We start from the raw sequence: 23,549 nt of genomic DNA, 5'->3' as shown, positions 1-23,549 counted from the left end.
CACGCCGCGTTCCGGCGCCTTTTCCACCGCCCGGGGTCCGATGAACACGATGCATGGCCTGTGCCTGCTGCTCGCCGCGGCGCTGAGCGGGCCCATCGCCGCGGCAAGCGCCACCGGCGAGAGACCGTTCCAGCCGCAAGCCGGCCAGCTGCACGCCGATTACTGGATCGCGCGCCTGCCCGATACGTCGCGTCCGTTGCTCGACGCGGCGCAGGTGCAGCGCTTCAATGCGCACCTGCTGCGCCACGGCGCCTCGATGCACGACCTGCAGGCGCTGCCCGACCGCTACACCGCCACGCAGGTGCGTGCACGGGTGCTGGCGCTGTCGGCGCCGCCGTCGCGCCCGCTCTACGACGCAAGCGACGCCGCGCTCGACGCCGCGCAACTGGCCGCTTTGCAGTCCGCGCTCGCCCTGGACGCGATTCCCGCGCAAGTGACGCCGCGCTACGCGCTGGTAGTGCGCCGCGCCGACCTGCGCACCTTTCCCACGCGGCAACGCGTGTTCAGCGGCCGCGACGACCACGACATCGACCGCTTCCAGGAATCGGCACTGTACCCCGGCACCGCGGTGGCGATCCTGCACGTCAGCCGCGACGGCCAGTGGTTGTTCGTGCTGGCGCCGAACTACGCGGCGTGGATCGAACGCGAGCGCGTGGCCGAAGGCGAACGCGCGGCGGTGCTGGGCTATGCGCAGCGCACGCCGCGGCTGGTGGTCACCGGCGCACGCGCGCTGACCGCGTTCACCCCGGAACTGCCGGCGGCCTCGCAACTGCCGCTGGACATGGGCAGCGCCCTGCCGCTGATCGAGGACTGGCCGCCGCAGCAGGCGGTCAACGGCCAGGCGCCGCTGGCCGCCTACGTGGTGCAGTTGCCGTTGCGCGACGCCGATGGCCGGCTGCGGCTGGCGCCGGCGCTGGTACCGCGCGGCGCCGACGTCGCCGCCGCGCCGCTGCCGGCGACGCCAGGCAACCTGCTGCGGCAGGCGTTCAAGTTCCTCGGCGAGCGCTACGGCTGGGGCAACGACTACGACGCGCGCGACTGCAGCGGCTTCGTCGCCGACGTCTACCGCAGCCTCGGCATCGTCCTGCCGCGCAATACCGGCGACCAGGCGCGCAGTCCCAGCCTTGCCGCCGTACCCTATTCCGCCGCTGCGCCGCCGGCGCAGCGGCGGCAGGCGCTGGCGCGGCTGCAGGTCGGCGACCTGGTCTACATCCCCGGCCACGTGATGATGGTGATCGGCCACGACCGCGGCCGCACCTGGGTGATCCACGACGTGTCCGGCGCCAGCTACCGCGACGCGTCGGGTCAGTTGCAGCGCGCGCCGCTCAACGGCGTGTCGGTGACGCCGCTGGAGCCGCTGCTGCTGAGCGACGGCACCCCCTTCATCGACCGCATCACCCGTATCCAGCGCATCCGTCCGATCGCCACCGAATGAAGATCACCGATATCCGGCTGGGCATGCTGCGCGTGCCGCTGAAGACGCCGTTCAAGACCGCGCTGCGCACCGTGGAAACGGTCGAGGACGTGGTGGTGCTGGTGCATACCGACAGCGGCCACATCGGCTATGGCGCAGCGCCTGCGACCGCGCCGATCACCGGCGATACCCATGGCTCGATCGTCGCGGCGATCGACGGTTTCATCAAGCCGCGCCTGGTCGGCGAGGACGTGGCCAATCTCAACCGGCTCAGCGGCCTGATCCAGGGCGCGCTGGAACGCAACGGCAGCGCCAAGGCCGCGGTGGAGATCGCGGTCTACGACCTGTGGGCGCAGCTGTACGGCGCGCCGCTGTACCAGATGCTCGGCGGCGGCGACCCGGTGATCACCACCGACATCACCATCAGCGTGGACGCCATCGACAAGATGGTGGCCGATGCGCTGTCGGCGCTCGGGCGCGGCTTCACTGCGCTGAAGATCAAGGTCGGCCAGGACCTCGGCCTGGACATCGAGCGGGTCAAGGCGATCCATGCCGCGGTCGAGGGCCGCGCGCTGCTGCGGCTGGACGCCAACCAGGGCTGGACGCCGAAGCAGGCGGTGTCCGCGGTGCGCACGCTGGAAGACGCCGGCGTGGCACTGGATCTGCTGGAGCAGCCGGTCAAGGCGTGGGACATCGACGGCCTGAAGTACGTGACCGAGCGGGTGAACACGCCGGTGATGGCCGACGAGAGCGTGTTCGCCCCGGCGCAGGCGTTCGACCTGATCCAGCGCCGCGCGGCGGACATCGTCAACATCAAGCTGATGAAGACCGGCAGCGTGTCGAATGCGATCCGCATCGCCGACATCGCGGCGCTGTACGGGGTGCAATGCATGATCGGCTGCATGCTCGAGTCGAGCATCGGCGTGGCGGCGGCGGTGCACCTGGCGGTGGCCAAGGCCGACATCATCACCAAGGTGGACCTGGACGGTCCGTCGCTGGGCCTGTTCGACCCGGTGGAGAGCGGGGTGATCTTCAACGACTCGCAAATCACCGTCACTGACGCGCCGGGGCTTGGCATCCGTGAGATTCGCGGCCTGGAGTTGCTGCCGCCGCGCGGGTAATCCATCTGTCCACAGCTACGTGCCAGGCTACCGCAGCGCGGTCGCTTCCATCGCAATCGTCGTTGCTGCTTAGACCCGTCACCACAGAGATCATTGCTGTTGCTGTTGCTGTTGCTGTTGCTGTTGCTGTTGCTGTTGCTGTTGCTGTTGCTGTTGCTGTTGCTGTTGCTGTTGCTGTTGCTGGTGCTGGTGCTGGTGCTGGTGCTGGTGCTGGTGCTGGTGCTGGTGCTGGTGCTGGTGCTGGTGCTGGTGCTGGTGCTGGTGCTGGTGCTGGTGCTGGTGCTGGTGCTGGTGCTGGTGCTGGTGCTGGTGCTGTTGCTGGTGCTGTTGCTGGTGCTCTGCTGTTGCTTTTGACTTACCGGAGTCCCTTCCGTAGCGGCGGATGGACGGGGAAAAACCCGAAGGGCGGCACACAGGGATGTGCGCCGTTCGCGGCAGGGGCAGGATGCCCATCAGCGCGAACTGAACGCTGCCATGCATGGCGGACTTTCGCCCTGCTGGAAGACAAGCAATCCGGGACCGCAGGTGAAGAGGACGGATGGGATCTGGGCACGCGGCCCGACGGCCTGCCGGAGTGGGCCGTGGTGGAGCGCCTGCTGCCTTCTGGTTGGCGCGCCGCGCCGCGGCCTGGCGATGAAAAGCAGGGGCGGCCGCAGCACCCGCGCGTCGGTGCTTTTGCGCATGTTGCCGATCCACCTGCTCCAGGGCGGCTCGCTGCGGGAAACGGCCCGACGCGCCGGGCAAGGTGGATTGGCCGATGTCTCGGACGTGGCCGTGCTCAAGCGCCTGCGCGGCAGCGGCCCGTGGTTGCGTTGGATGAGGCAGGCGATGATCGGGCGCCTGTCCGTGACGGCCAGGCCGGTGGCGGCGGGACGCGCCGTGAAGCGGGTCGACGCCGGTGTGGTCGGCGAGCCCGGGGCAACGGGCTCGACCTGGCGCCTGCACTCTGCCTTGGACCTGTCCCCCCTGCAGTGCGAGCAAGCCCGTGCGACTGCGCTCACATGGGCCAAGGCCCGGGGCACGTCGAGGTCGCGGCGGGCGACATCCCGATGGGGGATGGTGGTCCGGCGTACCGGTCGGGCATCGGCCACGTGCCCGATCATGGCGGCGATGTGGTGTTGCGCCTGAGCGCCATGGCGTTGGAGCACCCGGGCCCGACAGCAAGCCGCTGGACCGGCTGCCGCGCCTGCGGCGCTCGCCGGTGGGGCAGGCGCAGGGTTGGCTGGCGCAAGTGCGCGATGAACATGGCCGCATCCCGGTCCAGGTCTGCGCGCTGAAGACGTCGCCACGGCAGTGGCGCATCTGCGAAGAGAAGCTGCAGCGCACCGCCAAGCGCAAGGGATGCAAGCGGCGGGCCCGGACCATGGAGAGAGGGCCGGCGAGGTGGTCGTGGTCGCTCCATTGTGCGCTGAGTCGCCGCAACGTTTGCTGGAGTCGTCTCGGCATCGCTGGCAGATCGAACTGGCGTTCAAACGACTGAAGTGGCTCCTGCCGTTGGGGCATCCGAAGAAGACCGACCCGGAGGGTGCCAAGGCCTGGCTGCAGGGCGAGGCGTTCGTCTCGACCCTGATCGAAAGCGTGCTCGCGGTAGGCGAGCGTTCTCCCCCCTGGGGCCGCTTCCTGCCCCGTGCCGAAGACGCCACGACGATGCCGCCGGCGCGGGACCGCGCGGATGCGCCGCCTGCTGCTGCAGGTCATCGATCCGGTCCTGTCGCGACCGCATGGCCTGCGTGGCTGGAATGGGATTGCCGCCGATCTGCGCGAACGACCTGGACGCAGACAGTATCGGCAGCACGCGCTGTTCGATATTTTCAGTTGGCGCTTATGGGCGACAGCCCCGACTGGTTCCGAAGCCGGTAGGCATACCGGCCGCTCGTCGCGGTTGATGGCCCGAGGCCGCCCAGAGCCGCGCAGGTGAAGCCTGGCGTGCGACGCCGCTGCAGGCGCGCGCTCACGCCGCCTGCGGCAGGCGCAACACCCGCGGCGCCAAGGTCTGCAACACCTGACCGGTGTGCGCCAGCAACTGCAGCCGTCCCTGGTGATCCTCGCTCAGCGCGGTCAGGCTTTCGACCCAGTCGCCGTCGTTGGCGTAGACCAGGCCTTCGCGCTCGAACAAGCCGGCGCGGTGCACGTGACCGCAGACCACGCCGTCCAGGCCGCGGCGGCGCGCGTCGTCCAGCCCGGCGTCGACGAAGCGTTCGATGTAGCGTTCGGCGGCGCCGCTCTGCCGCTTGAGGTAGTCGGCCAGCGACCAGTAGCGCATGCCGAAACGGCGGCGCACGCGATTGGTCAGCTGGTTGCCGGTGAGGATGCGGTAGTACAGCCAGTCGCCGAACTTCTCCTGCAGGCCGCCGAACTGGGTCACCGCATCGTAGTCGTCGCCATGCACCACCAACAGGCGGCGCCCGTCGGCGGCCACGTGCACCGCGCGCCGGCGCACCTGCATCGCCGGCAGCGCCAGGCCGCAGAAGCGGCGGATCGGGCGGTCGTGGTTGCCGGGCACGTAGATCAGTTCGGTGCCGCCGCGCGCCAGCGCGTGCAGCGCGTCGACCACGCGCTGGTGCGCCGCGCCCCAGACCGCGCGGCGCTGCGCCATCCACCAGAAATCGACGATGTCGCCGACCATGTACAGCTGCCTGCAGTGCAGGCCGCCGAGGAAATCGGCCAGTTCGCGCGCATGGCAATGCGGCGCGCCGAGATGCACGTCGGAGACGAACACCGCGCGGCGCGGGGACAAGGTGCTCACCGGGTTCATGCCATTACCTCTGCTTCGCTGCGGGGCCCTTCCAGATAGCGCACGCGCTTCTTGCGGCGGATGCGCTGCAGATCCAGTTCGATCAGGCCATCGACCGTGTCGTTGAACGCCGGGTCGACGCCGAAGGCGAGAAAGCGCGCGCCGCCCGGCTCGCACAATTCGGTGTACTGCTTGTAGAGCATCGGCACCGCCGCGCCGAGCGCGTCCAGGTTGCCCTTGAGCACCTTGAACGCGGTCTCCGCGTCCAGCGCGTCGAAGGCCGGCGGCGCCTGCGGATAGTCGAACGGCCGCGCCGAGGCGGCCTCGCCCAGCGCATCGCCGTAGTAGCGCGCGTAGTAGGCCACGATCTGCTCGCGCGCCTGGCGCGGCAACGCCGCACTGATCGAGACCGCGCCAAACAGGTAGCGCACCTGCGGGTGGTCGCGCAGATAGGCGCCGATGCCCTGCCACAGGTAGTCGATGCTGCGGCTGCCCCAGTAATCGGGCACCACGAAGCTGCGCCCCAGCTCCATGCCGGCGGCGATGCGCGGCAGGATCGCCTCGCCATAGCAGAACAGCCCGGCGGTGTAGAAACCGGCCAGGCCGCGCTCGGCCAGCACCGGCGCGCCGCGGGCGACGCGGTAGGCGCCGGCCACGCGCGCGGCGGCGCCGTCCCACAGCACGATGTGCTCGTACCAGGTGTCGTAGTCGTCCAGGTCCAGGCGCCGGCCGGTGCCCTCGCCGACCGCGCGGAACGTCAGTTCGCGCAGGCGGCCGATCTCGCGCAACAGCGCCGAACCGGCGCGCAGCCGGCCGACCCGGATCTGCTTGCCGTCCACGGTCTGGCCCAGGCTGCGCAGCGCGGCGATCTCCGCCGCCAGCGCGGCCGGGTCCTGGGCGGCGACCAGCGCCTCCTCGGCCGGCGCGGCGCTGGCGCCGGCACGGCCCAGCGCATACAGCTCGCGGCGCAGGCCGCGCATCAGTTCGGGTTCCGACTGGTCCTGCGGCAGCGCGCGGGCGCGGCCCAGGCTCAGCGCGATGCGGCGCTCGCGGCGGGCGAACATCTCGCGCGCCAGCAGCGCGGTGCCGGCCGGCTTGAACAGCGCCGAGGCGCCGTAGAACAGCGCCGAGTTGCGCGCATGGATGCGCACCGGCAGCACCTGTGTGGCGGTGCGCAGCGCGAAGCGAATGAAGCCGCGGCGCCAGCGCCCGTCGGCCACCCCGCCCCAGCCCAGCCGCGACACTTCGCCGGCCGGGAACACGATCACGCATTGCTCCTGCGCCAGCGCCTGCTCGATCGCGCGCACGCTGGCCGGCGACGGCGCGCCGCCGAGGATGCGCACCGGCAGCAGCAACTCGCGCAGGCCCTCCAGCGCCCACAGAAAATCGTTGGCGACGATCTTCACGTCGCGCCGCACGCCGCCCACGCAATCCAGCAGCGCCAGCGCATCCAGCGCACCGGAGGGATGGTTGGCGACGATCAGCAGACGGCCGCGCGCCGGAATGCAGTCCGCGGCGATCGGCGCGACCGCGTAGCGCGCCTGCAGGAAATCCAGCCCGGCCTGGACCAGGGCGAAACCGCGCAGGTCGTGGCTGGCCTGCAGGAACGCGTCCAGCGCGTCCAGGCCCGACCATTTCTGCAAGCCGCGCAGCAGCGGCCGCACCAGCCGCGAGCGGCGACCGGCGAACCAATGCGGGTAGCGATCCTGCAGACGGCGTTCGAGTGCGAGCACGGCAAGCCCCCTTTGCTGACTGCGCACAGCTTCGGTGCCGGCGGCGACACCGATCTTGCAATATGACTACGGCAAGGTGACGCCGGCGCCCGGTTAACCTCGTCCAACGCCACCGGCGCACACGCTGCACGGCGCCGCGCGCCCGTGTATCATGCGCTTCCATCTTTTCATCCGAATACAAGGATATAGACGCGATGTCCAGCTATCTGTTCACTTCCGAGTCGGTCTCCGAAGGCCATCCGGACAAGATCGCCGATCAGATCTCCGATGCGGTGCTCGACGCGATCCTGACCCAGGACAAGCGCGCGCGCGTGGCCTGCGAGACGCTGGTCAAGACCGGCGTGGCGATCGTCGCCGGCGAGATCACCACCAGCGCCTGGATCGACCTGGAAGCGCTGACCCGCAAGGTGATCCTGGACATCGGCTACAACAGCTCCGAGGTCGGCTTCGACGGCGAGACCTGCGGCGTGCTCAACCTGATCGGCAAGCAGTCGCCGGACATCAACCAGGGCGTGGACCGCAAGAAGCCGGAGGAACAGGGCGCCGGCGACCAGGGCCTGATGTTCGGCTACGCCACCCGCGAGACCGACAGCTTCATGCCGGCGGCGATCCACCTGGCGCACCGCCTGGTCGAGCAGCAGGCCAAGATCCGCAAGAAGAAGAACTCGCCGCTGGCGTGGCTGCGCCCGGACGCCAAGAGCCAGGTCACCCTGCGCTACGAAGACGGCGTGGCCACCGCGATCGACGCGGTGGTGCTGTCCACCCAGCACGACCCGGACATCAAGCAGAAGCACCTGGTCGAAGCGGTGCGCGAGGAGATCCTCAAGCCGGTGCTGCCGGCCAAGTGGCTGCACAAGGGCACCAAGTTCCACATCAACCCGACCGGCAAGTTCGTGATCGGCGGGCCGGTCGGCGACTGCGGCCTGACCGGGCGCAAGATCATCGTCGACACCTACGGCGGCTGGGCGCGCCACGGCGGCGGTGCGTTCTCCGGCAAGGACCCGTCCAAGGTCGATCGTTCCGCGGCCTACGCGGCGCGCTACGTGGCCAAGAACGTGGTCGCCGCCGGCCTGGCCGACCGCTGCGAGGTGCAGGTCTCCTACGCCATCGGCGTGGCCGAGCCGACCTCGATCTCGGTCACCACCTTCGGCACCGGCAAGATCGCCGACGACAAGATCGAGACGCTGATCCGCAAGCACTTCGACCTGCGTCCGTTCGGCATCATCCAGATGCTCGACCTGATCCACCCGATGTACCAGCAGACCGCCTCGTACGGCCACTTCGGCCGCACCCCGAAGGCGTTCACCTACACCGACGGCAGCGGCGCCGAGCACCAGGCCACCGCGTTCTCGTGGGAGAAGACCGACCGCGCCGACGCGCTGCGCGCCGACGCCAAGCTGAAATAGGTCCGCGCACCAGCGCTGGCACGAAAACGGGTCGCATCGCGGCCCGTCTTCAGATCGTCTCGGTGCCTTTATCTATCACTATAGGAGCGGCTTCAGCCGCGACGAGCGGAGCACTCCAAATCGGCGCAGGGTGGCCTCAGCGCAGCAGGCGCTGCATGTGCAGCGCGATCGGCCGCGGCCGGTCAGTACCGGGCAGACCTGCGCCCCGGCGCCGGCCACCGCGCCGCCCGCCCCGACGCGGCACCTCCCTGGTATCGCCCTGGCCGTCGATGGCCATGCGCAGCGGCACGGTCGGGCACAGGCCCGGGGCGAGCAGATATGCCAAGGCACCACGTCGAACAGGGTCGGCGGGCGCTGGCCGGTCGGTGCCGCCCAGCGCGCCTGGCTGAAGGGAATGCTGCTGGCGGTCGCGTGGCCGATCGCCAGCGGGACGTCGCCGCGTCCGGCCTGCTGCAACAGCCACTGCGCAATCGCGCGCGCGGCCCGGTGTCGCCCCAGCCAGAGCGGGCGGCCGCGCATCGGCGATCAACGGCGTCGTCCAAGTCCTGTGTCCTGTGCACCGGCAGGACCTATCCCAGGCGCTGGACGACGGCAGCGGCATGACCTGCTGGCGACACGGCTACGCGATTGGCAGGCCAACGGTGTATGGCATCGCCTGCATCGGGTCTTGCCGACCGGACTGCGCCGGGCCAACAAACTGGACCTGAGCCGAGCCAGCCTGGACGCGGCCAGCGTGGCCTACCCCCCCCCCCCCCCCCGAGGGGACCTACACCGGGCGAACCCGACCGATCACGGCAAGCTCGGCGGCAAACGGCATCTGATCACCGACCGCAGCGGCGTTCCCCTGGGGGTTTGTGCGACCGGCGCCAAATGGCACGACTCGGTGGCGTTGGAGGCGTGGGGCGATGCCTTGCCGCCGATCGTCGGCAAGCCGGGACGCTGACCAGGCAAGCCGCATGCAGACAAGGCCGACGGCATCGACCGCTGCGCTACGCCCACCGCGCACAGGAAGGCGAGCGCCCGCCGGATTGCAAGGTCCTGCTACACGTCCCTTGCGGCGTTCTCCGGACGCCCGCTGCGCGTGCGCGTCTGGCATCAGCGCAGATTGGTCTTCATCAGGTCGATCACCTCGTCGCCGCGGCCGCTTATTACCGCTCGCAGCAGGTACAGGCCCATGCCCCTGGCCTGCTCCAGCTTGATCGCCGGCGGGATCACCAGTTCCTGAGTGCTCACACGCACGTCGATGAGCGCAGGCCCCGGATGTGCGAAAGCCTCGCGCAGCGCCGGCTCCAACTGCGCCGACTCGTTCACGCGCAGGCCGAAGATGCCCATCGCATTGCTCATTGCCGCGAAGTCCGGGTTGCTCAGGTCGGTGCCGCTGTCCAGGTAGCCGGCCGACTTCATCTCCATCGCCACGAAGCCGAGCGAGGCGTTGTTGTAGACCACCACCTTCACCGGCAGGCCCAGCTGCGCCAGGCTGATGAAGTCGCCCATCAGCATGCTGAAGCCGCCGTCGCCGGACAGCGAGATCACCTGCCGGCGCGGGAACTGCGCCTGCGCACCGAGCGCTTGCGGCATCGCATTGGCCATCGAGCCGTGATTAAACGAACCGAGCAGGCGGCGCTTGCCGTTCATGGTCAGGTAGCGCGCCGCCCACACCGTGGGGGTGCCGACGTCGCAGCTGAAGACCGCGTCGTCGTCGGCCAGCGCGTCGATCATCCGGGTCACGAACTGCGGGTGCAGCGGCTCGCCGGGCGCCGCCGCCACGGCCAGGTCGTCGAGCCCTTCGCGCGCCTTGCGATAGTGGGCCAGCGACTTGTCCAGGAACCGGCGCTGCTCGCGCCGCTGCAGCTTCGGCAGCAACGCGGCGATGGTCTCGCGCACGTCGGCGGCGATGCCCAGCTGCAGCGGCGTGCGCCGGCCCAGCGCGGCCGGATCGCGGTCGACCTGCACGATGGTCGCGTCCTTCGGATAGAACTGGCGGTACGGGAAGTCGGTGCCGAGCATCAGCAGCGTGTCGCAATCGAGCATGGCCTGGTAGCCGGAACTGAAGCCGATCAGGCCGGTCATGCCGACATCGAACGGGTTGTCCCATTCCACGTGCTCCTTGCCGCGCAGCGCGTGCACGATCGGCGCGCCGAGCAGGTCGGCCAGCGCCACCAGTTCGTCGTGCGCGCCGGCGCAGCCGCTGCCGCACAGTAGCGTGGTGGCCTCGCTCGCCTGCAGCAGTTCGACCAGGCGCTCCACATCGGCGTCGGCCGGCAGGATCCGTGGCGGCGCCAGCGCCGGCCAGGCCGTCGGGGTGCCCTTGGGCAGTTCCTGCAGCGCCACGTCGCCGGGGATCACCACCACCGCCACGCCCCGCTTCAGGATCGCGGTGCGCATGGCCCGGTGCAGCACTTCCGGCATCTGCGCCGGATTGCTGACCAGTTCCACGTAGTGGCTGCACTCGCGGAACAGTTCCTGCGGATGGGTTTCCTGGAAATAGCCCAGCCCGATCTCCGAGGAGGGGATGTGCGCGGCGATCGCCAGCACTGGCTGATGGCTGCGATGGCAGTCGAACAGGCCGTTGATCAGGTGCAGGTTGCCCGGGCCGCAGCTACCGGCACAGACCGCGAGCTTGCCGGTCAGCGCGGCCTCGGCGCCGGCGGCGAACGCGGCCACCTCCTCGTGGCGCACGTGCATCCACTCGATGCTGCCCATCTGCCGCAACGCATCGGTAAGCCCGTTGAGGCTGTCGCCGGTGACCCCCCAGATGCGTTCGACGCCTGCGCTTCCGAGGGTTTCGGCCAGATGCCGGGCGATGCTGATCTTCGACACGTGCGCTGATCCGCGGGAGGGGAGAGCGACACCATCCCATGGCCGGCGTAAGTCCTGCGTCACGGGCGCCGAGCGCAGCGCCTGCACGGCTGCGTGCATGGCCGCTTCCCCGGGGTTGCCAAACGCGTTGCGGCCATGCATGCCGGTACACGCCTTGCCGCCCGCGCCCAGCCGCGCGCTGCGGCCGCCTGGCGCGCGCGGATCTGCACCAGGCGCTTCGCGTCCTGCCGATTCAACACTGTTCCTCGGCCAGCGATCGGCGCGCGCGGCCACGGCCGGCCCGATCCGCAGCGCCCCGGTTCGGTGCGTTGCGCGGGCGACGACGTGCGCCAGCGTTCAGCCGGCCTGCTGCGCCGCTTGCTGGATCCGCCGCATCGGCCGCGGACGGCTCGGGAACGCATGCCGCACGATGCGCCACAGCACCTGTCCGAACTGGCGCGGCAGCGAGCCGGTGTTGTAGTGCTGGCCGTAGCGCGCGCAGATCTGCTTCACCTCCACCGCCAGCGCCGCGTAGCGGTTGGCCGGGATGTCCGGATAGAAGTGGTGCTCGATCTGGTGGCTCAGGTTGCCCGACAGCACGTTCAGCAGCTTGCCGCCAGCCAGGTTGGAGGAACCGCGCAACTGGCGCAGGTACCAGTGGCCGCGCGACTCGCCTTTGATCGACTCCTTGGGGAAGGTCTCGGCATCGGCGGTGAAGTGGCCGCAGAAGATGATCACGAAGGTCCAGATGCTGCGCAGCACGTTGGCGGCCAGGTTGCCCAGCAGCACGGTCAGGAAGAACGGGCCGGCCAGCGCCGGGAAGAGCACGTAGTCCTTCAGGATCTGCCGGCCCATCTTGCGCACGACCGGAGCGAAGCTGCGGCGCAGCTCGCCGCGCTTCATCTTGCCGGCGAACCAGCGGCCCAGGCGCAGGTCCTGGATCGCCACGCCCCATTCGAACAGCAGCGCGAACACCACCGCGATGAACGGCTGTGCCAGGTAGAACGGACGCCAGCGCTGCTCGGGGAAGATGCGCAGCAGGCCGTAGCCGATGTCGTCGTCCATGCCGCGCACGTTGGTGTAGGTGTGGTGCTTGAAGTTGTGCGTCTTGCGCCAGTTGTCGCCGGTGGCGACGATGTCCCACTCGTAGGTATTGCCGTCGAGCTGCGCATCGCCCATCCAGTCGTACTGGCCGTGCATCACGTTGTGGCCCAGCTCCATGTTCTCCAGGATCTTGGACAGCGTCAGCAGCGCCACGCCGGCGATCCACGCCGGCCACAGCACGCTGTGCACGAACGCGCCCAGGAACAGCAGCGCGCGCCCGGCCAGGCCGGTGTAGCGCACCGCCGCGACGATGCGGCGGATGTAGCGCGCGTCGGCCTCGCCCAGGGTGGCGACGGCGCGCGCGCGCAGCGCGTCGAGTTCGTCGCCGAAGGCTTGCAATTCGGCCGGGGTCAGTGCGCAGTTGCGGGGAGCGGCCATGGGGAAGTCCTTCAAAGGTCCAGGATCAGGTCGCTGCTGGCGCTGTTGATGCACAGCTTCAGCATCGAACCCGGTTCGGTGCCGTGCGCGCCGGTGAGCAGGTCGCGGGTCGCCCCGGACTGCTTGCCACAGGCGCAGCTGTTGCAGATGCCCATGCGGCAGCCGTGCTTGGGACGCAGGCCTTCGGCTTCCAGCGCGGCGAGCAGCGACTGCCCGCGCGGCAGCTGCAGCACCCGGCCGCTGCGCGCCAGGGTCACCGCGACCGTGCCGTGTGCGGCATCGGCCAGCAACGGCGCGCTGAATGCCTCGGCCTGGAAGCGCGCGACGCGGCCCTGCAGGCGCGCACGCGCGGCCTGCACGAAGCCGCCGGGGCCGCAGGCCAGCACCTGCGCCTGCTCCAACCCAGGCAGATGCGTCAGCGGCAGGGCGTCCACGCGCGATGCCGGCGCCGCGCCTTCGCCGGTGATCGCCAGTTGCAGGCGAAAACGCGGGTGCGCGGCGGCCAGCGCCTGCAGTTCGTCGACGAAGCACAGTTGCTCGCGGCGCCGCGCCCAATAGATCAGGTCCGCGTCGGCGGGCATACCGGCCGCGGCCAGCTGCCGCAGCAGCGCGCGCATCGGGGTGATGCCGCTGCCGGCGGCCAGCAGCAGCCAGCGTCCCTGCGGCGCGGCGGGCAGCACCATGTCGCCGAACGCCTGGCCCAGTTCGAAGGTCTCGCCGATCCGCGCCGCGCTGGCCAGGTACTGGCTGACGCGGCCGCCGTCGATCGCCTTGACCGTGATCGCCAGGCGCCCGCCCGGCAGCGGCGTGGGGCTGTAGCTGCGGCTCAGGCGGCGCCCGTCGATCTCCACGCCCAACTGCGCGTGCTGGCCGGCGCGCAGGCCGCGCCAGTGGCAGTTGGCCTTGAGGATCAGAGTCACCGCATCGCTGCTGGCGCGTTCGCGTTGCAGCAGCCGCGCGCGCGGGCGCTGCCAGGTCCACAGCGGATGGATGCGCGTGGACCAGAAATCGAACACCTCCGGCTGCACCCAGGCGCGCAGAGCGCGAGCGGTGGAGCGGGCGGAAGCGGGGCGACGGAGAGCGTTCATGCGTGCCACTATACAGGCGCAGATACATATGTCTATACAACTGTATATTTGGCGAAGGAGGTATGATCCGGCTCCTGCCTCGCCCAGCCCTCCATGACCGCCATGTCCCTGCTTCTGCCCGAGGACGCGCTGCCCGCGCGCAAGAGCGCGATCTCGCGCGAAGACCTGCTGGCGGCGGCGTTGAAGCTGATCGGGCCGCACCGCAGCGTGTCCACCCTGAGCCTGCGCGAGGTGACCCGCCAGGCCGGCATCGCGCCGAACAGCTTCTACCGCCAGTTCCGCGACATGGACGAACTGGCGGTGGCGCTGATCGACCTGGCCGGCAGTTCGCTGCGCACCATCATCGGCCAGGCGCGGCAGCGCGCCGCCGGCAGCCACCGCAGCGTCATCCTCGGTTCGGTGGAAACCTTCATGGAGCAGCTGCGCGCCGACGACAAGCTGCTGCACGTGCTGCTGCGCGAGGGCACGGTCGGCTCGGACGCGTTCAAGCGCGCGGTGGACCGCGAGCTGAACTACTTCGAGGAAGAGCTGCGCGTGGACCTGATCCGCTTGGCCGCGATCGACGACGCGCCGCTGCACGAGCCGGCGCTGGTGTCCAAGGCGATCACCCGGCTGGTGTTCGCGATGGGCGCCACCGCGATGGACCTGCCGCCGGAGAAGGACCCGGAGCTGATCCGGCAGATCAGCGCGATGCTGCGCATGATCATCCTCGGCTCGCGCACGATCGCCGCGCCCGCCTGAATTCGCGGCGCCGCGCCGCTGGCGGCGACGGCATCGCGCGGATCACGCTGCAGACCGGTTCGCGCTCCCCGGGCGCAGGCGACCGGCGTGCCCAGGCTCGACCAGGTACTGGGTGGAGGATTGCCCGAATTCTCGTTCAACTTCAACCTGACCGCCGGACCGATCGACTGCGGCAAGACCACGCTCGCGCACCACTGGCAGGCGGCCACGTTCCTGACCGGCGAGCACTTCATCGAGTCCGATCCCAATCAGGGGTTCACCGTGGCCGATGGGCCGACCCGGTTGCGCCAGAGCGTGCAGCGCACGGCCGATCCGCATCGCCGGGTCGATGCCGACGCTCTAGCGCCCGCCGAACTGGTGCGCATGCAACAGATCATCGAGTACGCGGTCGTGCACATGCACCGCCTGGTCGGCGATCCGCTCGGCCTGTCGCGGGTGCGCACCGGCAAACTGCGTCTGGTCGAACAAGCCATCGACCTGCGCGAGATCGTCCTGGAAGCGATCGATGCCTGCCGCCCGGCGATCAGCGCGCGCCTGCAGACCCGGGCGTTGCCCGCGCCGCCGGGGCCGCACACGCGACGACGACGCGGTCTTGGCCGGTTCTTTACGCACACGCAAGCTAAGGTGATCCACTTCCCCCGAAGCAGGATCATCACCATGCCGGCTCCGAACCATCCCCATCCTCCGTTCAAGCCGCAGCAGCAGTCGTTCCCAGGCCTGACCGAGAAGATGGACCCCAAGCCGGACCACGGCGAAGACAGCTACGTCGGCCACGGCCTGCTGCACGGCAAGCGCACGCTGATCACCGGCGGCGACAGCGGCATCGGCGCGGCGGTGGCCATCGCCTATGCGCGGGGTTCTACCCCGTTATCACGGACACTGACGAGAAGGCCGATGCGGCCGATGAGGAGTGTTCATGTCGAAGCGAAGAAAGTTCAGTGTGGAGTTCAAGCGTGGTGCGCTTGAACAAGCTAGCCAGCCGGGCGTCAGTTGTACACAGGTGGCTCGGGAGCTGGGTATCCGTGACAACCTGTTGACCCGCTGGAAGCGTGAGGCCACAAGCCGAGGCAACGGTGCCTTTGCTGGCGCGGGCACACCACGCGATGAGGAGCTGGTGCGTCTGAAGCGTGAACTGGCGCGGGTGAAGAAGGAACGGGATTTTTTGCGCGAAGCGGCGACGTTCTTTGCCAAGGGATCATCCTGAGGTATCAGGTGATCGAACGTTGCCGCCATGCGTTTCCGATCCGGCTGATGTGCCGTTGCCTGCGGGTGTCGGCCAGTGGTTATTACGGTTGGAGCCGGCGCTTGCCGAGTGCCCGCCAGCGCGAGAACGAGCGCCTATCATGCCGCATCCGTGAACTGCACGAGGATAGCCGGTGCACGCTAGGTGCTGGTCGAATGCACGAAGACCTGGCCGATGAAGGCCAGCGGGTCGGCTTGAACCGTGTGGCTCGGTTGATGGCCGTTGATGGCTTGCAAGGTTGGCCCGCCCGAAGCGTCGGGGGATGCGAGCCCGGCCGGCACTCACTCCGCCGGGCGTGCGCAACCGGCTGGAACGGGACTTCACCGCTCTGGAGCCGGATAGCAAATGGGTCACCGACATCACCGAGATCAAGACCGGGGAAGGCAAGCTCTATCTATGCGTTGTCTTGGACCTGTTCGACCATCGGGTGGTGGGCTGGTCCATGCATCATCGGCAAGATCGGCAGATGGTGATCCGGGCCGTGCAGACGGCTGTATGGCAGCGACAGGGCGACGAACCGGTGATCTTGCATTCGGATAGAGGCAGTCAGTTTCGAAGCGGTGACTATCAGACGTATTTGCTGACCAACACCCTGGTGTGCTCGATGAGCGCCGTGGGTCACTGCGCAGACAACGCCGCATGCGAGGGCTTCTTTGGCCTGCTCAAGCGCGAACGGATCTACCGCATGACCTATCCGACACTCGATGCGGCAAGAGCCGATGTGTTCCAATACATCGAGCGGCGCCACAACCCAAGGATGCGGCGAAGGATTGACAGAGAGGATTTGAAGTTTTCCACCCTTTCACGACCGGCCGTGATTTCGGGGTAGAACCCGATCCACGGTCCGTGGCTTGGTACGCTTGCGCGCCTGCTCCAGAATGGGGCGGATCTGCTCGAACCGCTCCCGGCTCATGTCACTCGGATACGTCTTTGTGCGCATCCGCAGAGTTTGCACTACCCGGGAAAGATCGTGAACAGGTTCTAAGACACAAGCGATTTCAGTTGCGACGGGCCTTCCCGATAAAGCCCCGTCGCGATTGAAGTCGCTCTCCCACAACCATTCCCCGCTGCCGAAGAAATGCCCTGCCGGGCACGGCTCAATGCAGCACCCGGAACCGCACCTGGGTCCAGGCGCCGTTATCGGCCAATGCGGTCAGGGTGTGCTCGCCGGCGTCGGCGAAATCGCGCTGGAAGTGGCGCACGCCCTCGGTGCGGGCGATCCAGCGCCCGTCCAGCAGCCAGTCCACCGGCGCGGTGGCGCCCAGTGCGCGTATCTGCAGGCGCACGCTGGCGCTGCCCGGCGCGCGCGCCAGGGTGGCGCGGTCGTTGAGCCCTTCGATGCGCAGCACCTCGTTGCCGCCGCGGCCGTCGTCGCGGCAGTCCGGCGCCAGCGCCGGCAATTGCCCGGCCTGGCGTTCGCTGGCATGCAGCCACGGCGTCAGCAACGCCGGCCAGCGCGCGATCTCGCGCTGCACCGCCGGGTGCTCGCGCGTGCAATCCGGCGACAGGCGCAGGCCGCTGCGCGCGTCCACCTGCAGCGTGTCGCGGCCGGCGCTCCACAGCCGTGCGTCGCGTTCGGCGAAGGTCGGCGGCACCGCGCCGTCCAGCGCGTAGGCGGAAAAGCGCCGCTGGCACAGCGCCGGCGGGGTCTGCGCGGCGGCAACGCCCAGCGGCCAGCACACGTCCAGCTGCTGCACGCTGCCGGGCCGTAGCCGCGGCGCGTTGTCGTCGCGCGCGCGCGGCAGGCTGTCGATGGTCTCCAACAGCAGCGGCAGCGCGGTCACCGCGCCGTACTGGCCGGGCAGCGGCGTGCCGTCCGGGCGCCCGACCCAGACGCCGACCGTGTAGCGGCGGGTGCTGCCGATCGCCCACGCATCGCGGTAGCCGTAGCTGGTGCCGGTCTTCCAGGCCACGCGCGGGCGGGTGCCGACGTCGAAGGTGCCGACGCCATAGCCGGGCCGCGGATTGGCCTCGAGGATCTCGCGCACGATCCAGGCCGCGCCGGGCGACATCAGCCGCCGCTCGATGCGCTTGTCGGTCGTGGTGTAGCGCACGTGCCCGGCGATGCCGTCGCGGTTCAGCGCGGCGAAGGCGCCGACCAGTTCTTCCAGTTGCGCGCTGGTGCCGCCGAGGATCAACGCCAGGTTCGGCGTACTGCCGCGCGGGAACTTCAGGCCGATCCCGGCATTGCCCAGGCGCGCGGCGAAGCGCGCCGGGCCGACCCGCTCGAGCAGGTCCACCGCCGGCACGTTCAGCGACAGGCGCAAGGCGCTGGCCGCGCCGACCGGGCCGTTGAACGCCTGGTCGAAGTTGCCCGGGCGGTAGTCGCCGAAGCTCTGCGGCGCGTCCACCAGCAGGCTCTCCGAATGGATCAGGCCATCGTCCAGGGCCATGCCGTACAGGAACGGCTTGAGCGTGGAGCCGGGCGAGCGCCAGGCCTGCACCATGTCCACGTCGCCGAGCCGCTTGCGGTCGCCGAACACCACCGAGCCGATGTAGGCGCGCGCCTGCAGGTCGCGGTTGTCGACCACCAGCAACGCCGCGGACGTGCGCTCGGGCAGCTGCGAGAAATACGCGCCGACCCGCTCCTCAAGGCTGCGCTGCAGGTCGGCGTCGATGCTGGAAACGATGCGCGCGGCGTGCGGCTGTTGCCGGCGCAGGCGCTCGGCCAGCAGCGCGGCATGCATCGGCGCCTGCAACGAGCGCGCCACCACCGGCTCGATGCGCGCGTCGTCCACCTGCGCGCGCGACCATATGTGCAGGTCGGCCATGCGCTCGAGCACCTTGTCGCGCGCGGCGCGCGCGGCCTCGGGATGTCGGTCCGGACGCAGCCGGCTCGGCGCCTGCGGCAGCACCGCCAGCAGCGCCGCCTCGGCCTGCGACAGGGCCGAGGCCGGCTTGCCCAGGTAGGCCCAGCTCGCCGCTTCCACGCCTTCGATGGTGCCGCCGTAGGGCGCGCGCTCCAGATACAGCTGCAGGATCTGGCGCTTGCTCAGGTGCGCTTCCAGTTGCAGCGCACGCAGCAGCTGCCGCAGCTTGCCCCACGGGCTGCGCGTGCCGGCGTTCTGCGGCGCCAGGATCCGCGCCACCTGCATGGTCAGGGTGGAACCGCCGGAGACGATGCGGCGCGAGAACAACCATTGCTTGCCGGCGCGCAGCAGCGCCCACGGATTGATCCCGGGATGCCGCCAGAACCAGCGGTCCTCGTAGTTCAACAGCGCTTGCAGGTACAGCGGCGAGACGCTCTGCGGCGTGGCCGGATAGCGCCATACGCCGTTGCCGTCGGCGAAGCCGCGCAGCGGGGTACCGTCGGCGGCCACCACCAGGGTGGAGCCGTCGCGCGATGCCGGCAGCGGCAGCGGGAACGCCAGATCCAGCAGCAGCATGGCCAGCAGCGCCACCGTGCCCCAGCGCAGCATGCCCAAATGCAGCCGGGGCAACAGGTGCGTCCAGCGTCGGGTGCGCCGCGCGGCGCGCGTGGCGGCGGTCTCGTCCTGCGGCATGCGGGCTCCCGATGGAAGCAACTATTTTGCCCGTTGCGGTGGCGTCGTGGCGAAGCGGCGAGCGTGTTTTCCCGAGGTGGCAAGCGTGTGGGAGCGGCTTCAAGGCGGTTCTGGGCCATCGGTCGCGACCGACCTTGCCGGCAAAGGCCCGTCGCGGCCGATGGCCCGAGGCCACCCGGAGCCGCTCCTACAGGGAGCGTGTAGGTTGGCGGGCGCGCTGCAGGGGCTTCCCACGACCCTGCCGATGCAGGTGCGGGCTTTCCTCAGCCGCCCAGGTACTGGCGCGGCGCGCGCTTGAGCCCGCACAGCAGACGGTAGGCGCTGGAGCCGCAGCGCGCGGCCAGGGTGTCGATGCGCGGCTGCGCGCCCCACAGCTGCACTTCGCTGCCGAGCCCGGCCCGCGGGTGCGCGGTCAGGTCCACGGTCAGCATGTCCATCGAGACCCGACCGATCAGTTCGCCGGGCGCCCCGTCGATCAGCACCGGCGTGCCGTTGGGCGCGAACTGCGGATAGCCGTCGGCGTAGCCGATCGCGACCACGCCGACCCGGGTCGGGCGCGGTGCGACGAAGCGCGCGCCGTAGCCGACCGGTTCGCCGGCGGCCAGCTCGCGCACCGCGATGATCCTGGACTGCAGGGTCATCACCGGCCGCAGTTGGCCAGGCAGGTCGGCGGCGGCGGCGAACGGATCGGCGCCGTACAACATCAATCCAGGACGTCCCCAGTCGCTGCGCAGCTGCGGCCAGCCCAGCAGCGCCGGCGAGTTGCACAGGCTGGTCTCCCCGGCCAGGCCGGCGCTGGCCTGCCGGAACACCTGGGCCTGTTCCAGGGTGCGGGCGCTGTCCAGTTCGTCGGCGCACGCGAAATGGCTCATCAGTACCAGTTGGGCGACCTGCGGCAGCGCACTCAGCCGGGCGTGCGCCGCACAAAACAGCGCCGGCGCCAGACCCAGCCGATGCATGCCGCTGTCCAGCTTCAGCCACAGGCACAGCGGCTGCGGCGCGGCATAGGCGGCGATCGCGTCCACCTGCCACGGCGAGGCCACCGCGCACCACAGCCGGTATTCGGCGATCAGCGGCAGTTCGTCGGCGTCGAAGAAACCTTCCAGCAGCAGGATCGGCGCGGCGATGCCGGCCTGGCGCAGTTCCAGCGCCTCCTCGATGCAGGCCACCGCAAAACCGTCGGCCTCGGCCTGCAGCGCGCGCGCGCAGGCTACCGCGCCGTGGCCGTAGGCATCGGCCTTGACCACCGCCAGCGCCTTGCCGCCACCCAGCTGCCGGGCCAGACGATAGTTGTGGCGCAACGCATCGAGATCGATCAGCGCACGGGCTGGACGCACAAACTGGCCTCGGCGACGGGCGCCGACGCGCCGCGCGAATAACGGAAGATGTCCAGGCCCTCGCCGCTGATCTGCGGCTGACGCGAGACGATCAGGTCGGCCAGGTAGCGACCGGAGCCGCAGGCCATGGTCCAGCCGAGCGTGCCATGGCCGGTGTTGAGGAACAGGTTGCGGTAGCCGGTGGCGCCGACCACCGGCGTGCCATCGGGGGTGGCCGGGCGCAGCCCGGTCCAGAATTCGGCGCGGGCCAGATCGCCGCCGCGCGGGTACAGATCGTTCACGACTTTTTCCAGGGTGGCGCGGCGCCGCGCCGGGCGCGACAGGTCGAAACCGGCCAATTCGGCGATGCCGCCGACGCGGATGCGCTGGTCGAACCGGGTGATGGCCACCTTGTAGGTTTCGTCGAGGATCGTGGACATCGGGGCCAGCGCCGCGTCGCGGATCGGCAAGGTCAGCGAATAGCCTTTCAACGGATACACCGGCAGGCGGATGCCCAGCGGCGCCAGCAACTGCGGAGAATAACTCCCCAGGGCGACCACGTAACGGTCGGCGCGCTCGAGGCCGCCGCCGCTGCGCACGCCGTCGATGCGGTCGCCATCGGCGAGCAGGCCCTCGATCGCCTCGCCGTAGCGGAACTGCACGCCGGCCGCGGCGGCCAGCGCGGCCAAGCGCTGGGTGAACAGGCGGCAGTCGCCGGTCTGGTCGTTGGGCAGGCGCAGCGCGCCGACCAACGTGGCCGGGGCGCTGGCCAGCGCCGGCTCGACCCGGACGATGCCGGCGCGGTCGAGCAGTTCGTAGGGCACGCCGTACGCGCGCAGCACTTCGATGTCCTTGGCCGCGCCGTCCAACTGCGCCTGGGTGCGGAACAGCTGGGTGGTGCCGAGCTGGCGCCCTTCGTATTCGATGCCGGTGTCGGCGCGCAACTGGTCCAGGCAATCGCGGCTGTATTCGGACAGCCGCACCATGCGCGCCTTGTTGACCGCATAGCGCTCGGCGGTGCAGTTGCGCAGCATCTGCGCCAGCCACAGGTACTGGTGGATGTCGGCGGTCGGGGCGACGGCCAGCGGCGCGTGCCGCTGGAACAGCCACTGCAGCGCCTTCAACGGCACGCCCGGCGCCGCCCACGGCGAGGCGTAGCCCGGCGACACCTGGCCGGCGTTGGCATAGCTGGTCTCCAGCCCGGCCGCGGGCTGGCGATCGATCACCGCGACGTCGCAGCCGGCGCGGGCCAGGTACCACGCCGTGGCCGTGCCGATCACACCGCTGCCGAGAACCAGAACCCGCATGCGCTCACCTCGTCGGATCAAATCCCTGGCTGGATGGCGCCACGGATGGGTTTAGGCGCAGTATATGCAGCACAACCCAGAATTTTCCCCTGATTTTCGCACGTCCTGCAGGCCAATGCCCTGTCCAAGTCTATCGAGACCTGCGCCATGGCCGCACGCCCCCGCGAACTGGACAAGATCGACCGCAAGATCCTGCGCATCCTGCAGCAGGACGGGCGCATCTCCTTCACCGAGCTCGGCGAGCGGGTCGGCCTGTCGACCACGCCGTGCACCGAACGGGTGCGCCGGCTGGAACGCGACGGCGCGATCACCGGCTACTACGCACGGCTGGACCCGCACTCTCTCAAGGCCAGCCTGCTGGTGTTCGTGGAGATCAGCCTGGCCTACAAGTCCGGCGGCATCTTCGAGGAATTCCGCCGCGCCGCGCTGAAACTGCCCAACGTGCTGGAATGCCACCTGGTCTCGGGCGACTTCGATTACCTGATCAAGGCAAGGATCAGCGAGATGGCCTCGTACCGCAAGCTGCTGGGCAGCACGCTGCTGACCCTGCCGCACGTGCGCGAATCCAAGAGCTACATCGTGATGGAAGAGGTGAAGGAAACGCTGAGCCTGCCGATCGCCGACTGACGCGGCCGCGGCGCACCGGGCGGCGTCGAAGCCGCAGGAGCGCACGCTGCCCCTGTGGCGCCGACCGGCGCGACGGGCGCGCTTATGCCAGCAACTTTTCCAGTTCGTCGCGCGGCGTGTGCGCGTGGTTCTTGGCCAGTTCCGACACTACCCGCTTCTGGACTTCCTTGTGCAGCAACGGCCGCAGCTGGCCCAGCGTCTGCGGGTCGGCGACCAGCACCAGGTGCTCGAAATCGCTGCGCAGCGCGCTCTGGTACAGGCGCTCGGCAAGCTGGCGGACGAAGCCGGCCTCGTCCATCGTCATCGGCCGGTCGCCGTCCTCGACGCCTTCGATCGGCGTGGGGGCCAGTACCTCGGTCTGCTCCAGCAGCAAGGTCTCGCCGGCCAGATTGGTGCGGAACAGGCGTGCGCTGGCGCGGTCGGCGACGACCACCAGGGTGTTGTCGGGAAGCTTGCTCATCGGTTCTCCTAGCGAAAGGGACGGCGCCGGCGCCGGCGGCGCCTGGGTCGGGGCAGTCTAGGAAGCGGTTCGTGAGGACCGCGGCCACGCAACGTTGGCCGCGCGTTCACGCCGCGCGGCCGCGCGGCGCCTACTCGTCGATGCGCTGGCCGTCGCCGCTGGGCACGGTGCTGTAATAGCGGCCGTTGCGGGTATCCAGCACGCGGTTGGGGCCGACCTGGACCGCGCCCGGCAGCAACTGCCCGCGTCGATCGTAGACCTTGGCCGGCACAGGCACCGCGCCCGGGGTCCCTGGAAGCGCGGCCGACGACGCGGTGTTGCCGGGCGCAGGTGCAGCAGGACGGGAGGGCCCCTGCTGCGCAATCGGCGCCGGCTGCGCACGCTGGCCCAGACTGCTGGGCAATGGCGAGGTCGTCGGCGCCGGCGCGGAGGCGGGTGCAGGCACCGGCTTCAGCGCGGTGGACTGGCGCGTGGCGGTGGGCGATTTCGGGGCGGCATCGAGGCTCTGCGCCGCAGCCAGACAGGGCATCAGCGCGCAGAGCGACAGCAACCACAGGCGGGGAAGCAACATGGCG

19 protein-coding genes and 4 pseudogenes are annotated in these 23,549 nt (G+C 69.8%); 10 read left to right on the top strand and 13 right to left on the bottom strand.

The features are described 5' to 3' along the window. Positions 1–40 precede the first annotated feature (40 nt). From G4Q83_RS20545 to G4Q83_RS20530, 4 genes are all read left to right on the top strand, one after another. On the top strand, positions 41–1,435 hold the full coding sequence (locus G4Q83_RS20545) for a C40 family peptidase (protein WP_128420323.1): 1,395 nt from the start codon (positions 41–43) through the stop codon (positions 1,433–1,435). Beyond that, a complete protein-coding gene (locus G4Q83_RS20540; RefSeq protein ID WP_128420322.1) occupies positions 1,432–2,535 on the top strand; it encodes a dipeptide epimerase in 1,104 nt (367 codons plus the stop codon). Before G4Q83_RS20545 ends, G4Q83_RS20540 begins: the two co-directional genes overlap by 4 nt. A 99-nt stretch (positions 2,536–2,634) precedes the next feature. After that, positions 2,635–2,889, top strand: coding sequence for a hypothetical protein (locus G4Q83_RS20535; protein ID WP_185817280.1), 255 nt, complete (start codon positions 2,635–2,637; stop codon positions 2,887–2,889). Between the two features lie 1,029 nt (positions 2,890–3,918). Next, on the top strand, positions 3,919–4,395 hold the full coding sequence (locus tag G4Q83_RS20530) for a hypothetical protein (RefSeq protein ID WP_221893095.1): 477 nt from the start codon (positions 3,919–3,921) through the stop codon (positions 4,393–4,395). A gap of 91 nt (positions 4,396–4,486) precedes the next feature. On the opposite strand, the gene G4Q83_RS20525 is transcribed toward G4Q83_RS20530, so the two are convergent. Further along, entirely contained in the window at positions 4,487–5,290 is an 804-nt protein-coding gene (locus tag G4Q83_RS20525; RefSeq protein WP_128421865.1) for a UDP-2,3-diacylglucosamine diphosphatase, read from the bottom strand. Then, complete coding sequence (olsF, locus tag G4Q83_RS20520) at positions 5,287–7,002, bottom strand: bifunctional ornithine lipid synthase OlsF (RefSeq protein ID WP_185817278.1); 1,716 nt, start codon at positions 7,000–7,002, stop codon at positions 5,287–5,289. The genes G4Q83_RS20525 and olsF overlap by 4 nt, the downstream gene beginning before the upstream one ends. A gap of 194 nt (positions 7,003–7,196) precedes the next feature. On the opposite strand from olsF, the gene metK reads away from it, so the two are divergent. After that, a complete protein-coding gene (gene metK / locus G4Q83_RS20515) occupies positions 7,197–8,408 on the top strand; it encodes a methionine adenosyltransferase (RefSeq protein WP_128421866.1) in 1,212 nt (403 codons plus the stop codon). A 136-nt stretch (positions 8,409–8,544) separates the two neighbouring features. Here metK and G4Q83_RS20510 read toward each other — a convergent pair whose 3' ends face one another. After that, positions 8,545–8,733: a hypothetical protein gene (locus tag G4Q83_RS20510; RefSeq protein ID WP_158255081.1), complete on the bottom strand. Its 189-nt coding sequence runs from the start codon at positions 8,731–8,733 to the stop codon at positions 8,545–8,547. Between the two features lie 8 nt (positions 8,734–8,741). After that, positions 8,742–8,911: pseudogene (locus tag G4Q83_RS23825) on the bottom strand (nucleoside hydrolase); the annotation flags it as partial. A 164-nt stretch (positions 8,912–9,075) separates the two neighbouring features. On the opposite strand from G4Q83_RS23825, the gene G4Q83_RS20505 reads away from it, so the two are divergent. Next, positions 9,076–9,351, top strand: coding sequence for a hypothetical protein (locus tag G4Q83_RS20505; protein WP_185817277.1), 276 nt, complete (start codon positions 9,076–9,078; stop codon positions 9,349–9,351). A 152-nt stretch (positions 9,352–9,503) separates the two neighbouring features. On the opposite strand, the gene poxB is transcribed toward G4Q83_RS20505, so the two are convergent. From poxB to G4Q83_RS20490, 3 genes are all read right to left on the bottom strand, one after another. Beyond that, positions 9,504–11,213, bottom strand: a complete 1,710-nt coding sequence (gene poxB, locus G4Q83_RS20500; RefSeq protein WP_185817452.1) for a ubiquinone-dependent pyruvate dehydrogenase — start codon at positions 11,211–11,213, stop codon at positions 9,504–9,506. Between the two features lie 351 nt (positions 11,214–11,564). Then, a complete protein-coding gene (locus G4Q83_RS20495) occupies positions 11,565–12,689 on the bottom strand; it encodes a fatty acid desaturase family protein (protein ID WP_128421802.1) in 1,125 nt (374 codons plus the stop codon). An 11-nt stretch (positions 12,690–12,700) separates the two neighbouring features. Then, on the bottom strand, positions 12,701–13,777 hold the full coding sequence (locus G4Q83_RS20490) for a ferredoxin reductase (protein WP_128421803.1): 1,077 nt from the start codon (positions 13,775–13,777) through the stop codon (positions 12,701–12,703). Positions 13,778–13,879: 102 nt separating this feature from the next. Between G4Q83_RS20490 and fabR the strand changes: the two genes are divergently transcribed. The 3 genes and pseudogenes from fabR to G4Q83_RS20470 all read left to right on the top strand — a co-directional run bounded on the left by fabR (position 13,880) and on the right by G4Q83_RS20470 (position 16,590). Next, the gene (fabR, locus tag G4Q83_RS20485) at positions 13,880–14,518 is read left to right on the top strand and encodes an HTH-type transcriptional repressor FabR (protein ID WP_386272727.1); all 639 of its coding nucleotides are present in this window, start codon (positions 13,880–13,882) and stop codon (positions 14,516–14,518) included. 657 nt (positions 14,519–15,175) lie between these two features. Further along, positions 15,176–15,373, top strand: a pseudogene (locus G4Q83_RS20475) (dehydrogenase); the annotation flags it as partial. Positions 15,374–15,434: 61 nt separating this feature from the next. Continuing rightward, positions 15,435–16,590: pseudogene (locus G4Q83_RS20470) on the top strand (IS3 family transposase). 6 nt (positions 16,591–16,596) lie between these two features. Here the strand turns inward: G4Q83_RS20470 and G4Q83_RS20465 are convergent. From G4Q83_RS20465 to G4Q83_RS20450, 4 genes and pseudogenes are all read right to left on the bottom strand, one after another. After that, positions 16,597–16,701 (bottom strand): annotated as a pseudogene (locus G4Q83_RS20465) (IS5/IS1182 family transposase); the annotation flags it as partial. A 157-nt stretch (positions 16,702–16,858) separates the two neighbouring features. Then, positions 16,859–19,264, bottom strand: coding sequence for a penicillin-binding protein 1C (gene pbpC / locus G4Q83_RS20460; RefSeq protein WP_128421598.1), 2,406 nt, complete (start codon positions 19,262–19,264; stop codon positions 16,859–16,861). A gap of 263 nt (positions 19,265–19,527) precedes the next feature. Beyond that, positions 19,528–20,601 carry an alanine racemase gene (gene alr / locus G4Q83_RS20455; protein WP_128421599.1) on the bottom strand — a complete coding sequence of 358 codons (1,074 nt, stop codon included), beginning with the start codon at positions 20,599–20,601 and terminating at the stop codon, positions 19,528–19,530. Then, positions 20,580–21,887 carry a D-amino acid dehydrogenase gene (locus tag G4Q83_RS20450; protein WP_128421600.1) on the bottom strand — a complete coding sequence of 436 codons (1,308 nt, stop codon included), beginning with the start codon at positions 21,885–21,887 and terminating at the stop codon, positions 20,580–20,582. Before G4Q83_RS20450 ends, alr begins: the two co-directional genes overlap by 22 nt. A 147-nt stretch (positions 21,888–22,034) precedes the next feature. Between G4Q83_RS20450 and G4Q83_RS20445 the strand changes: the two genes are divergently transcribed. Further along, the gene (locus G4Q83_RS20445) at positions 22,035–22,514 is read left to right on the top strand and encodes an AsnC family transcriptional regulator (protein WP_128421601.1); all 480 of its coding nucleotides are present in this window, start codon (positions 22,035–22,037) and stop codon (positions 22,512–22,514) included. An 82-nt stretch (positions 22,515–22,596) separates the two neighbouring features. Here G4Q83_RS20445 and G4Q83_RS20440 read toward each other — a convergent pair whose 3' ends face one another. Together G4Q83_RS20440 and G4Q83_RS20435 are read right to left on the bottom strand one after the other, a co-directional pair. Then, positions 22,597–22,974, bottom strand: coding sequence for a baeRF12 domain-containing protein (locus G4Q83_RS20440; protein WP_128421602.1), 378 nt, complete (start codon positions 22,972–22,974; stop codon positions 22,597–22,599). A gap of 130 nt (positions 22,975–23,104) precedes the next feature. Then, positions 23,105–23,545: a hypothetical protein gene (locus G4Q83_RS20435; protein ID WP_128421603.1), complete on the bottom strand. Its 441-nt coding sequence runs from the start codon at positions 23,543–23,545 to the stop codon at positions 23,105–23,107. Between the last annotated feature and the right edge of the window lie 4 nt (positions 23,546–23,549).

The sequence above is a fragment of the Xanthomonas theicola genome (genome assembly GCF_014236795.1).
Lineage (GTDB): Bacteria > Pseudomonadota > Gammaproteobacteria > Xanthomonadales > Xanthomonadaceae > Xanthomonas_A > Xanthomonas_A theicola.
Note: the sequence above shows the minus strand (reverse complement) of the source record. Positions and strands in the feature narration are given on the sequence as shown.

Excerpts from the sequence above, each read along its gene's own strand:
- G4Q83_RS20435 (WP_128421603.1), bottom strand. The coding sequence starts at position 23,545 with ATGTTGCTTCCCCGCCTGTGGTTGCTGTCGCTCTGCGCGCTGATGCCC.
- G4Q83_RS20440 (WP_128421602.1), bottom strand. The coding sequence starts at position 22,974 with ATGAGCAAGCTTCCCGACAACACCCTGGTGGTCGTCGCCGACCGCGCC.
- fabR (WP_386272727.1), top strand. The coding sequence starts at position 13,880 with ATGTCCCTGCTTCTGCCCGAGGACGCGCTGCCCGCGCGCAAGAGCGCG.
- G4Q83_RS20495 (WP_128421802.1), bottom strand. The coding sequence starts at position 12,689 with ATGGCCGCTCCCCGCAACTGCGCACTGACCCCGGCCGAATTGCAAGCC.
- G4Q83_RS20525 (WP_128421865.1), bottom strand. The coding sequence starts at position 5,290 with ATGAACCCGGTGAGCACCTTGTCCCCGCGCCGCGCGGTGTTCGTCTCC.
- G4Q83_RS20445 (WP_128421601.1), top strand. The coding sequence starts at position 22,035 with ATGGCCGCACGCCCCCGCGAACTGGACAAGATCGACCGCAAGATCCTG.
- G4Q83_RS20540 (WP_128420322.1), top strand. The coding sequence starts at position 1,432 with ATGAAGATCACCGATATCCGGCTGGGCATGCTGCGCGTGCCGCTGAAG.
- G4Q83_RS20490 (WP_128421803.1), bottom strand. The coding sequence starts at position 13,777 with ATGAACGCTCTCCGTCGCCCCGCTTCCGCCCGCTCCACCGCTCGCGCT.
- metK (WP_128421866.1), top strand. The coding sequence starts at position 7,197 with ATGTCCAGCTATCTGTTCACTTCCGAGTCGGTCTCCGAAGGCCATCCG.
- pbpC (WP_128421598.1), bottom strand. The coding sequence starts at position 19,264 with ATGCCGCAGGACGAGACCGCCGCCACGCGCGCCGCGCGGCGCACCCGA.
- G4Q83_RS20545 (WP_128420323.1), top strand. The coding sequence starts at position 41 with ATGAACACGATGCATGGCCTGTGCCTGCTGCTCGCCGCGGCGCTGAGC.
- G4Q83_RS20450 (WP_128421600.1), bottom strand. The coding sequence starts at position 21,887 with ATGCGGGTTCTGGTTCTCGGCAGCGGTGTGATCGGCACGGCCACGGCG.